Annotated in this window: 11 protein-coding genes; 4 read left to right on the plus strand and 7 right to left on the minus strand. The window is 60.1% G+C overall.

What is annotated here, in order from left to right:
• Positions 1–220: 220 nt before the first annotated feature.
• The gene (gene kynU / locus V7Q10_RS03775) at positions 221–1,414 is read right to left on the minus strand and encodes a kynureninase (protein ID WP_333867709.1); all 1,194 of its coding nucleotides are present in this window, start codon (positions 1,412–1,414) and stop codon (positions 221–223) included.
• A 48-nt stretch (positions 1,415–1,462) separates the two neighbouring features.
• Here kynU and V7Q10_RS03780 point away from each other — a divergent pair, with 48 nt between their 5' ends.
• From V7Q10_RS03780 to V7Q10_RS03795, 4 genes are all read left to right on the plus strand, one after another.
• The gene (locus tag V7Q10_RS03780; RefSeq protein ID WP_333867710.1) at positions 1,463–1,981 is read left to right on the plus strand and encodes a methyltransferase family protein; all 519 of its coding nucleotides are present in this window, start codon (positions 1,463–1,465) and stop codon (positions 1,979–1,981) included.
• Positions 1,982–2,120: 139 nt separating this feature from the next.
• Positions 2,121–3,698, plus strand: coding sequence for a Re/Si-specific NAD(P)(+) transhydrogenase subunit alpha (locus tag V7Q10_RS03785; RefSeq protein ID WP_333867711.1), 1,578 nt, complete (start codon positions 2,121–2,123; stop codon positions 3,696–3,698).
• A 12-nt stretch (positions 3,699–3,710) separates the two neighbouring features.
• A complete protein-coding gene (locus V7Q10_RS03790) occupies positions 3,711–5,144 on the plus strand; it encodes an NAD(P)(+) transhydrogenase (Re/Si-specific) subunit beta (RefSeq protein ID WP_333867712.1) in 1,434 nt (477 codons plus the stop codon).
• 157 nt (positions 5,145–5,301) lie between these two features.
• Positions 5,302–6,582, plus strand: coding sequence for a DUF3422 family protein (locus tag V7Q10_RS03795; RefSeq protein WP_333867713.1), 1,281 nt, complete (start codon positions 5,302–5,304; stop codon positions 6,580–6,582).
• On the opposite strand, the gene V7Q10_RS03800 is transcribed toward V7Q10_RS03795, so the two are convergent.
• The 6 genes from V7Q10_RS03800 to V7Q10_RS03825 all read right to left on the minus strand — a co-directional run bounded on the left by V7Q10_RS03800 (position 6,563) and on the right by V7Q10_RS03825 (position 13,301).
• Positions 6,563–7,504 carry an asparaginase gene (locus V7Q10_RS03800; RefSeq protein ID WP_333867714.1) on the minus strand — a complete coding sequence of 314 codons (942 nt, stop codon included), beginning with the start codon at positions 7,502–7,504 and terminating at the stop codon, positions 6,563–6,565. The two genes, V7Q10_RS03795 and V7Q10_RS03800, sit on opposite strands and share 20 nt — an antisense overlap.
• A gap of 59 nt (positions 7,505–7,563) precedes the next feature.
• Positions 7,564–8,475 (minus strand): ABC transporter permease, encoded by a 912-nt coding sequence (locus V7Q10_RS03805; protein WP_333867715.1) that lies wholly within the window; start codon positions 8,473–8,475, stop codon positions 7,564–7,566.
• Entirely contained in the window at positions 8,468–9,475 is a 1,008-nt protein-coding gene (locus tag V7Q10_RS03810; RefSeq protein ID WP_333867716.1) for an ABC transporter permease, read from the minus strand. The genes V7Q10_RS03805 and V7Q10_RS03810 overlap by 8 nt, the downstream gene beginning before the upstream one ends.
• Before the next feature lie 73 nt (positions 9,476–9,548).
• Positions 9,549–11,249, minus strand: a complete 1,701-nt coding sequence (locus tag V7Q10_RS03815) for a peptide ABC transporter substrate-binding protein (protein WP_333867717.1) — start codon at positions 11,247–11,249, stop codon at positions 9,549–9,551.
• Complete coding sequence (locus tag V7Q10_RS03820; protein ID WP_333867718.1) at positions 11,246–12,298, minus strand: ABC transporter ATP-binding protein; 1,053 nt, start codon at positions 12,296–12,298, stop codon at positions 11,246–11,248. The genes V7Q10_RS03815 and V7Q10_RS03820 overlap by 4 nt, the downstream gene beginning before the upstream one ends.
• Positions 12,291–13,301 carry an ABC transporter ATP-binding protein gene (locus V7Q10_RS03825; protein ID WP_333867719.1) on the minus strand — a complete coding sequence of 337 codons (1,011 nt, stop codon included), beginning with the start codon at positions 13,299–13,301 and terminating at the stop codon, positions 12,291–12,293. The genes V7Q10_RS03820 and V7Q10_RS03825 overlap by 8 nt, the downstream gene beginning before the upstream one ends.
• Between the last annotated feature and the right edge of the window lie 37 nt (positions 13,302–13,338).

Below are 13,338 nucleotides of genomic sequence, written 5' to 3' on the forward strand. Positions count from 1 at the left end.
CTGGTCTCCGGTGTGAAATATCAAGGCAATCGCACGGCCTAGCGCTGCCTGTTCAACACCGATAAATTTCCAATCTTGCGCCAAAGCGCGATCCAACCTGCGGGCCGGCAGAGCGCTGGCAGGGCTTTCATCTTGGTCAAAATATCCCCGCCGGAGGCATCCGCGGCTGATCTCGGAGCCTCCGGCGGGGATATTTGAGCCAAGATGAAAGCCGCCTGCATCAGGTGACTTTCGCGCGGGTTTTGTAGTCTGGGCGGTCCCAGAGCGAATTTTGCATGATATCGGCGATGATGGCGACGGCGCGGTCGACGTCGGTTTCGTCGATGAACAGTGGGGTGAAGCCGCAGCGAATGATGTCGGGCGCGCGGAAATCGCCGATGACGCCGCGGGCGATCATGGCTTGCATGATGGCATAGCCTTCGGGGTGGCGGAAAGAGACTTGACTGCCGCGCATCGCGTGATCGCGGGGGGTGGCAAGGATCAAGCTGGGGCAGCTTGCCTCGATGCCTGCGATATAGCGGTCGGTCAGGGCCAGCGAGGTGGCGCGCAGGGCCTGCATATCGACGCGGTCCCAGATATCGAGCGAGGCTTCGAGGGCGGCCAATTGCAGGATGGGCGGTGTGCCGACGCGCAGGCGTTCAGCGCCGGTTGCGGGGCGGTAGTCGAGATCAAAGGCAAAGGGGGCGGCGTGGCCTTGCCAGCCTGAAAGGGCTGGGATGGCGTGATCGGCGTGGCGGGGGGCGACATAGATAAAGGCAGGGCCGCCGGGGCCAGAGTTAAGGTATTTGTAGCTGCACCCGACCGCAAAATCGGCGTTACAGGCAGCAAGCTCGACTTGGAACGCCCCTGCGGAATGCGCCAGATCCCAGATCGTCAGCGCACCATGGGCATGGGCGCGGGCGGTGATCTCGGCCATATTGTGCCGCCGCCCCGTGCGATAATCGACTTCGGTGATCATGGTGACGGCCACGGTCTCGTCGATCGCGTCCAGCACCGCTTCGGGGGCTACGGTTTTCAGCTCGTAGCCTTGGCCAAGCGTGCGGCACAGGCCCTCGGCCATATAGAGATCTGAGGGGAAGTTGCCGGTGTCTGACAGGATCACCCGCCGCTTTGGGTTCAGATCAAGACAGGCTGCCAAGGCTTGGTAGACCTTGATCGAGAGCGTGTCGCCCATCACCACATGGCCCGCTTCGGCGCCGATCAGCCGTGCGATGCGGTCGCCCACATGCATCGGTTTGTCCATCCAGCCGGCCTTGTTCCAGCCGGTGATCAGCATTTTGCCCCATTCTTCCGTCACCGTCTGCGCCACCCGTGCGGCGGTGGCGCGCGGCAGCGGGCCCAGCGAGTTGCCGTCAAGATAGATCATGCCCTCGGGCAGGGTGAACAGGGCTTTGGTGGCGGAAAAATCGGTCATGATAGCCTTTGGCGTGATTTCCCGCCGATCATCGGGCTTGGGGGGCAAATGTTCAAGCTGGAAGTGACTTCGCGCTGGCTTTGGCGCGCGGGCTGGGGCTTGATGGCGCAAAGGGAGGCTTTGATGCTGAAACAGATTGATATTCCGCCGCTGTGGTTGGTGTTTGCCTTGGGTGCGATTTGGGCGATTGCGCAGGCAACATCGGTTTGGCCGCAGCAGGGCTTGGGGCTTTGCCTGATCGCTTTGGGCCTTGCCGCGATGGCGGTGGCGGTGGCGCAGATGCTGGTTGCGCGCACCAGTTTTATTCCGCGCCGCGACCCATCGGCCTTGGTGACGGGCGGTGTTTTCAGCATCAGCCGCAATCCGATCTATCTGGGCGATGCTTTGGTTTTGCTGGGGGCTGCCTGCTTTTGGGGCGCTTGGGCCGCACTGCCTGTGGTGGCCGGCTTTATGGTTTGGATCACGCGGCGCTATATTTTGGACGAGGAGGCGCGGCTGCGCGCGGGCTTTGGGCCTGCTTTTGCGGCCTGGTCGGCGCGGGTGCCGCGCTGGATTTGGCGTATTTAGCGGCAAAGCTGTCGGATTTTGCCGTAAATCTTGCGCCAATGCTGCATCTGGCGTTGCACTTTGGGGCGCTGCTGCTACTTCTGCAACATTATTGTTTCGCGGGGCTGGCCCGCCCTGAGGCTAAAATGGGGGAGAGACTGTGAAGATTGGTGCTATAACAGAGGTGTTTGCGGGCGAAAGTCGCGTTGCGATGACACCAGATTCGGCGCTTCAGCTGGTCAAGCTGGGGCATAGCTGCTGCATTCAGGCCGGTGCGGGGGCCAAGGCTGGCTTTTCAGACGCGCTTTATGCCGCCGCTGGGGTCGAAGTTCTAAAGACCGCCAAGGCGGTGATGGCGGCTGCCGATGTCATCGTCAAAGTGCGCGGCCCCGAGATGGCCGAAGCCAAGGCGTTGAAATCCGGGCAGACCCTGATCTCGTTCTTTTGGCCGGCACAGAACCCCGAGCTGCTGGAGCTGGTCAAGGCGCAGGGGGCGACCGTTGTCGCCATGGATATGGTGCCGCGCATCAGCCGCGCGCAAAAGATGGATGCGCTGTCGTCGATGGCCAATATCGCGGGCTACCGCGCGGTGATCGAGGCTGGCAACAACTTTGGCCGCTTTTTCACCGGGCAGGTGACGGCTGCGGGCAAAGTACCGCCGGCCAAGGTCTTGATCGTGGGCGCTGGCGTGGCCGGTTTGGCCGCGATTGGCACTGCAACCAGCCTTGGTGCGATCACCTATGCCTTTGACGTGCGCCCCGAAGTGGCCGAGCAGATCGAATCGATGGGCGCGCAATTCGTCTATCTGGAGTTTGACGCCAGCGAACTGCCCGATGGGGCAGCGACGGGCGGCTATGCAGCCCCCTCGACCCCTGCGTTCCAAGCCAAACAGCTGGCCAAGTTCCGCGAACTGGCCCCCGAGATGGACATCGTCATCACCACGGCGCTGATCCCCGGACGGCCTGCGCCCAAGCTTTGGACCAAGGATATGGTCGAGATGATGAAGCCGGGTTCGGTGATCATCGACCTTGCTGCCGAGCGTGGCGGCAACTGCGATCTGACGGTGATGGACGAGAAGGTTGTCTCGGACAACGGCGTGACGGTGATCGGCTATACCGATTTCCCAAGCCGGATGGCTGCACAGGCCTCGACGCTTTATTCCACAAATATCAGGCATATGCTGACCGATCTTACCCCGAAAAAAGACGGTGTGATTGATCACAATATGGAAGACGACGTCATTCGTGGCGCGACCGTGGCCAAGGGCGGCGAGATTACTTATCCGCCACCACCGCCGAAAATCGCAGCGATTGCGGTGCAAAAGCCAAAGGAAAAGGTCAAAGAGCTGACGGCGGAAGAAAAGCGCGCGGCAGAGACGGCGGCCTTCAAGGCGCAGACCAGATCGCAAGTCGGTCTGCTGGTGGGGGCGGCTTTGTTGCTTGCCCTTGTCGGAGCCTTTGCGCCCACCGAATTCATGTCGCATTTTATCGTCTTTGTGCTGGCCTGCTTTATCGGTTTCTCGGTGATCTGGAATGTGTCGCATTCCTTGCACACGCCTTTGATGGCGGTGACCAATGCGATTTCGGGCATCGTCATTCTTGGCGCACTGCTGCAAATCGGGTCCGGCAGCTGGCTGGTGGTGGTTTTGGCCGCCATTTCGGTGCTGATCGCGACGATCAATATTGTGGGGGGCTTTCTGGTTACGCGCCGGATGCTCGCCATGTTCCAGAAGTCGTAAGGAGATAGGCACATGAGCATTGGAATTGTACAGGCTGCCTATATTGCTGCGGCTGTGTTGTTTATCCTCAGCCTTGGCGGGCTGTCGGGGCAAGAAAGCGCCAAGCGCGCGGTGTGGTATGGCATCGCGGGCATGGCTTTGGCGGTGTTTGCCACGGTGTTTTCGGCCGATGTTGCCCATGTTTGGGTGATTGCGCTGATGGTTGCGGTGGGCTCGGTTTTGGGCTGGATCGTCGCGATGCGGGTGCAGATGACCGAGATGCCGCAACTGGTGGCAGCGCTGCATTCGTTTGTGGGTCTGGCGGCGGTTCTGATCGGCTATAACGCTGATATCGAACTTAGCCGCGTGCTGGCGATGGATCAGGGCGCCAAGGCGGGGCTGATCGGCTTTGCCGCCAAATTGGCGCATAAAGACGCGGTCGAGCAGGCGATTTTGCATGTCGAAGTGTTCTTGGGCGTGTTTATCGGCGCTGTGACCTTTACCGGATCAATCGTGGCCTTTGGCAAATTGGCCGGCAAGGTTTCTGGCAATGCCAAAAAGCTGCCGGGCGGGCATTTCCTGAACGCGGGCGCGGCTGTGGGATCGTTGATCTTGCTGGTGCTTTATTTCAACGGTGCGGGCATTTGGTCGCTGATGCTGATGACGCTTTTGGCGTTTTTCATCGGCTATCACCTGATCATGGGCATTGGCGGTGCCGATATGCCGGTGGTTGTGTCGATGCTGAACAGCTATTCCGGCTGGGCGGCGGCGGCGATTGGCTTTACGCTGGGCAATGATCTTTTGATCGTGACCGGCGCGCTGGTGGGCTCATCGGGGGCGATCTTGTCTTACATCATGTGTAAGGCGATGAACCGCTCGTTCATCTCGGTGATCTTGGGCGGCTTTGGCGGCACCACCGGCCCTGCGATGGCGATCGAAGGCGAGCAGGTGGCGATTGACACCGAAGGTGTCGCCGCGGCGCTGAATGATGCCGATAGCATCATCATCATTCCGGGCTATGGCATGGCGGTGGCGCAGGCCCAGCAAGCGGTCTCCGAACTGACCCGCAAGCTGCGCGCGCGCGGCAAAACCGTGCGCTTTGCGATCCACCCTGTGGCAGGCCGTTTGCCCGGCCATATGAACGTGCTTTTGGCCGAGGCCAAGGTGCCCTATGACATCGTGATGGAAATGGACGAGATCAACGAAGATTTCCCCACCACCGATGTGGCCATCGTGATCGGCTCGAACGACATCGTGAACCCCGCTGCCCAAGAAGACCCCAACAGCCCGATCGCTGGCATGCCAGTGCTGGAATGCTGGAAGGCGAAACAGGTCTTTGTCAGCAAGCGCGGGCAGGGCACCGGCTATTCGGGCATCGAGAACCCGCTGTTCTACAAAGAGAACACCCGGATGTTCTATGGCGATGCGAAAAAGTCGCTCGACGCTTTGTTGCCGCTGATCGACTAAGGCGCGCGCGCCCTTGCGCAGGTGACATCAAAGGCCCCGCCGCAAGGTGGGGCCTTTGCATTGCGGCAACACTTTTGGTGCATACGGCTGTATTCTGTGAATTTTCTGGCCTTTGCCGCAGTGGCGAGGCTTTCTGGCGCAAAGAACAAGGCGAGCCATGACCCAGATCGACGACCACCCGTTGCGCTATGCGCTTGTCAATGAATTGCACGCGCGCCCGTTTCCGGCCCTGCGCGCGCCCTGCGTGGCGGCCTATGTCGCGGTGAAACAGCCGCAAGAGGCGCAAAACCGCAATCGGGCCGAGGATATGGCGCATGTGCTGGCGCTGCTGGATCGCAACGGTTCTTCGCACCCGCAGCCCAATGCCACGCATTTTTCCGGCACCATCGGGCGGGCCGAGCTGAAATGGGAAAGCCACACCGAATTTGTGACCTATTCCGCCTTTAGCGAAGGCCTGCCCGCACGCCCCTTTGACCCCGACGAGATGGAGGTCTTTCCCGAGGATTGGCTGGCCGAAGCCCCCGGCGTGCGCTTGGCTTCGGTCTTGGTGCGGGTCGAGGTTCTGGGCGATGAGGCCGCTTTGCTGGCCAAGCTTGACCAATGGTTCGTCGCCGAAAGCCTTGCGGTGGCGCGGGTGGTGGATGGGGCTGCGGTGATTGCGGGCGATTTCAGGATTGATCCGGCGGGCCATATGCGCTTTGCGGTCTTTGTCAAACCCGACACCGGCGCGCGGCGGATCGGGCGGATCGTGCAGCGGCTGTGCGAGGTGGAAACCTATCGCGCCATGTCGATGCTGGGGCTGATGCGGGCGCGCGGGCTGACGGGCAAGCTGAACGCGCTGGACCCGCAACTGTCAGAGCTGGTCTCGGGCTTGGACAGCAACGCGCGGCCTGCCGAGGAAAACCTGCATGAGTTGCTGCGGATTTCGGCAGAATTGGAAAGTCTGGCAGTGCAGCATTCCTTCCGCTTTGGCGCGACGGGGGCTTACGAGGCCATCGTCAATCAACGCATTGCAGCCCTGCGCGAAGAGCGCGTGGCTGGGCGGCAAAGCTTTGGCGAGTTCATGATGCGGCGCTATGATCCAGCGATGCGCACGGTGAAATCGGCCGAGGCGCGTCTGGTCTCGATGGCAGAACGCGCCACGCGGGCGGCTGAATTGTTGCGCACAAGGGTGGATGTTGAACGCTCGGCGCAGAACCAAAAGCTGTTAGAAAGCATGGACAAACGCGCCGATCTTGCGCTGCGGTTGCAACATACCGTCGAAGGTCTGTCGGTGGTGGCGATCAGCTATTACGCGGTCTCGCTTGCGGCCTATGCCGCCTATCCGGTGACCGAGGCGCTGCATATCAGCAAGGGCATGGCCACGGCGGTGCTGACACCTTTGGTCGTGCTGGGGGTTTGGCTGGCGCTGCGGCGGATCAAGCGCGAGATGCGCTGACCTCGCCGCAGATCACGCGGGCTAGGGCTGCGTCGCGCTGCGGCTCTGGCAGGCTTAGGACATGCGCAAGCTTGGTATAAGCCGCCTCGGGCGTCATATCGCCGCCGTCGATCACGCCGCATTCCACCATCAAATTGCCCGCCGCATAGGTGCCCAGACTGACCCCGCCCTCAGGGCTTTGGCTGACCGCAATCATCCGCGTGCCGCGCTGTTTGGCGCTGCGTAGGGCTGCCGCTATCTCGGGCGTCTCGGGCAGGGTGCCTGCGCCAAACACCCGCAGCACAACGCCGTCGCAGTGGCTCAGGGCATGGGCGATCAGCTCGGGCGACTGACCCGGTGCCATGGTCAGGATCGCAAGCTTGCTGGGCTGATAGGCGGTGCGGTGCACATCATCAGCCGCCTGCCAAGGCGGGGAAGCTGTTGGGCTGGCGGTAAAGGCCGCTGGGGCCGAGGAATGCGCCTTGCGCAGCCGCGCGCCATGCAGCAAACGCCCGGCAAATTGCACCCAGACGCCCGCAGGCGCGGTTTGCGCAGCCGCAATGGCATCTGACAGGTTCGCGGCGCCATCACTGCCCGCCAGCGTCAGCGGCAGCATTGACCCCGTTAAAATCACCGGACGGCGCAGACCCGCCAGCGCAAAGCAAAGCGCTGCGGCGGTAAAGGCCAGCGTGTCGGTGCCATGGGTGACGACAAAGCCGTCATAGCGCGCGTGGCCTGCCTCGATTGCTGCGGCGATGCGGTTCCAATCGGCGGGGGTGGCATTGGCGCTGTCGATCAGCGGCGCAAGCGGCAGCAGAGTGATCTGGGCGGTTGGGGCAAGCTTTGCCAAGGCGGCCTCAAGCACGCCTGCGCGCGGGGCAAAGCCGATCTCGGTTTGCGCCATGCCAATGGTGCCGCCGGTGTGGATCAATAGCAGATGCATGCAAAAAGCCCTCTGAAACTCAGAGGGCTTTTGCGCAGTTTCAAAGCGTGGCGCAAGCTTTACCTGCCGCGAATGCGCGGATCCAGCGCATCGCGCAGGCCGTCACCGATATAGTTCACCGACAAAACCGTCAGCGAAATCGCCACACCCGGCCAGATCACGCGTTCGGGATAGATCTGCATATAAGACAGCCCATCATACAAAAGCCGCCCCCAGGTCGGAAAATCGGGCGGAAAGCCAAGGCCAAGGAAAGACAGCACAGATTCGGTGATGATCGCCTCGGCCACCCCCAAAGTCGCCGCCACCATCACCGGCGAGACCACATTGGGCAGGATATGGCGCAGAATGATCCGGCGCGGAATCGCTCCAATTGACCGCGCGGCCAGCACATATTCACGCTCTTTCAGCGCCAATACCTCGCCGCGCACAATCCGCGCCGCCTGCATCCAAGAGGTGACCCCAATCGCAAAGACGATCAGCAAAAACGCCCCCATTTCTGGCCCGACAAGCCCCGCGATGCGGTCGCGAAACAGCATCACCATCACCAGCAAAAGCGGAATCAGCGGCAAGGCCAGAAACATATCGGTCAGCCGCATCAAGGGCCCGTCCAGCCGTTTGAAATAGCCCGCCAAAATGCCGATGGTGGTGCCGACAAAAATCGCGATCATCATCGCCACAAAGCCCACCGCCAAAGAGACTTTGCCCGCGTCCAGCATCCGCGCCAGCATATCGCGGCCCAGCTGATCGGTGCCCAATGGGAACCGCCACGACGGACCTTGGTTTTTCAGCATGATCGCCTTGGCCACCGACATCTTTTCAGGCACCCACAAAAACGGCCCCAAAACCACGGCCAAAATCAGCGTGCCCAGCACAATCAGCCCAAACAAAGCGCCCTTATGGGTGCGAAATTGCTGCCAAATCGCCCGCATTTGGCTGGCGGGTTTTTCAATCGCTGTGGTGGCGTCAGTCATAGCGGATCCTCGGGTCGAGAAGGCCGTAAAGCACGTCGGCGATCAGGTTGAAAAGCACGATCAGGATCGCGAAGATAAAGGCAAGCGTCTGCACCATCGGCAAATCATTGGCATGAATCGCCCCGATCAGCGCCGAGCCAATGCCCGAGACCCCGAACATATTCTCGGTGATAATCGCGCCGCCAAAGATCGAGGGGATGCCAAGGGCGATCACCGTGACCACGGGTATCATCGAATTGCGCAGCACATGTTTCAGCACCACCGTACGCTCTGACATGCCTTTGGCACGCGCGGTGCGCACATAGTCCTGGCCCATGTTTTCAAGCATAGACGAACGCATATAGCGGCTGATCGAGGCCGCATTGGCCAGCCCCAAGGTCATCACCGGCAGCGTCATCTGCCGCACTTGTTGCCAGAAGGTGTCCCAATCGGTGACGGTCAAGGTGGTGTCATATTTGGTTGGAAACCAGCCCAGACCGACGGCAAACAGAATAATCAGCAGCGTGCCCGAAAAGAAGGTCGGCACCGAAAACCCGATCATCGCCAGCAAGGTGCCAAGCTGATCAAAGATCGAATACTGCCGATAGGCCGAATAAATGCCAATCGGAACCGCGATCAAGATGCCCACCAGATAGGCAGTGCCAATCACGATCAGCGTCTGCGGCAGGCGCTGCACGATGATGTCAAACACCGGCGAGCGGGTTTGATAGCTGATGATCCGCTGCATGCCTTCGGCGTAATTGCTGCCAAAGATTGCATCAATGCCGGTCAAAGGCTCGACATAAAAAAACTGTTTCAGCCAAAGCCCATAGCGGACATAGACCGGTTCGTTGACGCCCATCGCTTCAAGGATTTTCATCCGCACTTCGGCAGGCACCGTCAGCGGAATTTCCGAGGCAGGGCTTCCCGGTGCCAGATCGACCAGAAAAAAGATCACAAGGCTGATCAAGAGAAGCGTCGGGATTGCAAGCAGCAATCTTCGAAGCGTGAAGGTGAGCATGGCGGCGCCTCTCGCAAGCAGACTTCAGGGGGGGGAGGATGGGCGGGGGATGGCCCCCGCCCAAAGCTTTAGATCACTTGACGCGGAACCAATCTTGTACGTTCCACATTTCGGTGTCCCAAGTGTTCAGGTTCACGCCACCCAGCGCGTTCGAGGCAGCCGAAAGACGACCACGATCGACCAGCGGCACGATGACCATGCTGTCTTTGGTCAGCATGTCGTTCATCTTTTTAGCAAGCTCGGAGCGCTTGGCCATATCCGAGGTTTTGCCCATTTCAGCAACCAGCGCGTCATAGGCTGGATCGCAGAAGCGGTTGATGTTTTCACCCTGCCACTGGTTGTCTGGGCCTGGGATCTTATTGCACAGATAGCTGGCCAGGTAGGGCTCTGGATCGGTGCCGTCAAAGTTGTTGGCATACATTTCGACGTCTGCATAGAACTTCTGGAAGGTATCGGGCGAGCCCGCATCGCCGCCAAAGAACACCGAAGCGTCGATGTTGCGAAGCTCGACGTCCACACCCAGCTCGGTCCACCAATCTTTGATCAAAGCCTGGAAGTCCTGACGCACAGGGTTGGTCGAGGTTTGGTAAAGGATGTGCAGCTTCTTGCCATCTTTTTCCCGCACGCCATCAGCGCCTGGAACCCAGCCTGCGTCGTCCAGCAGCTTTTTCGCGCCTTCCATGTCATGTGGAATGCAACCGGTGTTGTCAGAGGCAAACAACTCGGGCGCTGGCACCAGATTACAGGTCGGACGGCCGGCATTGCCATAGCCGATATCGACAAGGATCTGGCGGTCGATGGCTTTGGACAAAGCCGTACGCACGTTGATATCCGACAGGATTGGGTGCGGATGCTTGGTGGTCGAACGCTCGCCCTCTGCCAGATCTGGCGAAGGATCGGTCATGTTCATTTCAATCCGCTCGACCAGCGTGCCGAAGCCGTTGACGAACTTGCCTTTGCCGCCGGTCTCCATCTGAGCTTGCAGCTCGGGGTTGATCTGGGTGTTCCAAGCATAGTCGAATTCGCCGGTCTGCATCACAGCGCGCGCCGCTGATTCTGCATCGCCACCGCCTTTGACAACCATTTTCGCAAAAGCGGGCTTGGCTGGGTCGCGGTAGTTCGGGTTGGCTTCCAGCGTCACAGTGTCATTGGTTTTGAATTCAACAACGCGGAATGGGCCGGTGCCGATGGGGTTAAAGTTCTGCTCGGTGCAGGTGGATGCAGCTGCGCCCATGCAATTGGCAAACTGGGCCTTTTGCAGGATCGGCGAGGTGCCGCCGACGAAGGCCTGATAAGGGTTTGGTTTTGGGCCGTCAAAGTTGATGACAACGGTCTGATCGTCTGGGGTGTCGATCGAGGTGATGCCTTCATAGCGCGAGGCCTGTGCGCAGCCGCCATCGGGGGCGGTGCAATATTCATAGGTGAATTTCGCGTCAGCCGAGGTCACTGGCGTGCCATCCGACCACAACAGGCCTGGCTTCAGCTTCCAGGTGATGCTGGTCAGATCGGCCGAGATGCCGCCGTTTTCAACCGTTGGTACGCTTTCAGCCAAACGCGGGAAGACCACGCCTTTTTCGTCAAAGCCCGCCATGCCTTCCAGAATGATCGAGGCATTCTCAACGTCTTTGGTGCCCGAGGACAGGTAGGGGTTCAGCGTCGAAGGCGCCTGTGCGTAAAGCACGTTTACAGTGCCATCACTGCCGCGTTCCGCAAAAGCTGCGGGCGCAAAGGCAAAAGCGCAGGCAGCACCCAAAAGGGCTGTCTTAAGTTTCATTTTGTCTCTCCTTGTTGATTAAGCTCTGTGGCCTCGACACTGGCGGTTGATCCGACAGCAGTGTTTTCTTCATAAAGGAAACAGGCGACCTGACGGCCGGGCTGCACCTCTACAAGCTCGGGTTTTTCCTGATGACAGCGCGCGAAAGCCTTGGGGCAGCGGGTGCAAAAGTTGCAGCCCTTGGGCGGGTTCGCGGGCGAGGGCACATCGCCCTGCAGGATGATCCGTTCGCGCCGCGCGCGGTTGGGATCGGGTTCATTGACCGCCGAAAGCAAAGCCTCGGCATAGGGGTGCAGCGGGTTGGCAAACAGCGCATCACGCGGCGACAGCTCGGCAATGCGGCCCAGATACATCACCGCCACGCGGTCGGCGATATGGCGCACCATCGACAGATCATGGCTGATGAACAGATAGGTCAGGCCCAGCCGCTCTTGCAGATCTTCCAGCAGATTGACCACCTGCGCTTGGATCGAGACATCCAGCGCCGCAATCGGTTCGTCGCAGACGATGAATTTCGGGTTCAAGGCCAGCGCGCGGGCAATGCCGATGCGCTGGCGCTGACCGCCGGAAAACTCATGCGGAAAGCGGTTGGCAAAGCGGCGGTTCAGCCCCACCGCATCCATCAGCTCCAACACCCGTTCTAGCCGGCGATCTGCCGACCAATCGGTATGTTCGACCAAGGGTTCCGAAATGATACCCGCCACTGTCATGCGCGGGTTCAAGCTGGCTTGCGGGTCTTGAAACACCATCTGCATGCTTGGGCGTTTCTTGCGCAACGCCTCGGGCGCAAGCGTGGCGATATCTTCGCCGCCGATCACAACCGAGCCCGCCGTGGGCTCGTAAAGCCGCAGCAAGGCGCGGCCCACAGTCGATTTTCCACAGCCAGATTCGCCAACCAGCCCCAAGGTTTCGCCCTCAAGGATGTTGAACGACACGCCATCGACCGCTTTGACATCGCCGGTATGGCGGCGCAGCACGCCCGAATAGATCGGGAAATACATCTTCAGATCGCTGACTTCGACCAAAGGTTTCGCGGTTTGATCAAGCATCACGCGCCTCCGCAGTCCAGTGACAGGCGACATCATGGTTTTGATCCACCGCGCCGCCTGCTACCGCGCGGCGCAGCGGGTTTTCGGCCTCGCAGCGGGCAAAAGCATGGGCGCAGCGCGCGCGGAACGAACAGGCCACCGGCGCTGCGGTGATGATCGGCGGCTGGCCTTCGATCACCTGCAAGCGCGCTTCACGCGCACCCGACATAGACGGAATGGTTTTCAAAAGCGCGCGCGTATAGGGGTGCTGCGGGTTGGCAAACAGATCGTTCACCGGCGCCTGTTCCACAATCTGGCCGCCATACATCACCATCACTCGATCCGCGATGGCGGCAATCACGCCCAGATCATGAGTGATCCAGATGATCGCCATGCCCAGCTTTTGTCGCAGCTCTTTCACCAACTCCAGGATCTGCGCCTGAATGGTGACATCCAGCGCGGTCGTAGGCTCGTCTGCAATCAGCACATCGGGGTCACAGGCCAGCGCAATCGCGATCATCACGCGCTGGCGCATGCCGCCGGAAAACTGATGCGGATAGTTGTTCAGGCGGTTTGCCGCGTCGGGAATACCCACCAGTTCCAACAGCTCGACCGCCCGCGCCCGGGCTTGCGGTTTGCTCATCCCCATGTGGCGGCGCAGCGGCTCCATGATCTGAAAGCCTACGTTGAACACCGGATTCAGGCTGGTCATCGGGTCTTGAAACACAAAGCCCACCTTGGCACCGCGGACATCGCGCAGATCGTCGGCCGAGATTTTCAAAAGATCCCGTTCGCCCAAAAGCACCTGACCTTCGCGGATCTCGGCAGGGGGCGAGGGCAGCAAGCCGATCAAAGACATCATGGTGACAGACTTGCCAGAACCACTTTCCCCGACAACGCCCAACAGTTCACCACGTTTCAAATGGAAGCTTACCGAATTGACAGCATGCACTTCGCCCCCGCGGGTGCGAAACACAGTCTTTAGCCCCTTCACGTCAAGAACGTGCATGGCCCCATCGGGCATAGGTAACCCCCAAGTTTTTGTTTTTATTTCTTATTCT

The organism is Cypionkella sp. (assembly GCF_036782355.1).
Lineage (GTDB): Bacteria > Pseudomonadota > Alphaproteobacteria > Rhodobacterales > Rhodobacteraceae > Cypionkella.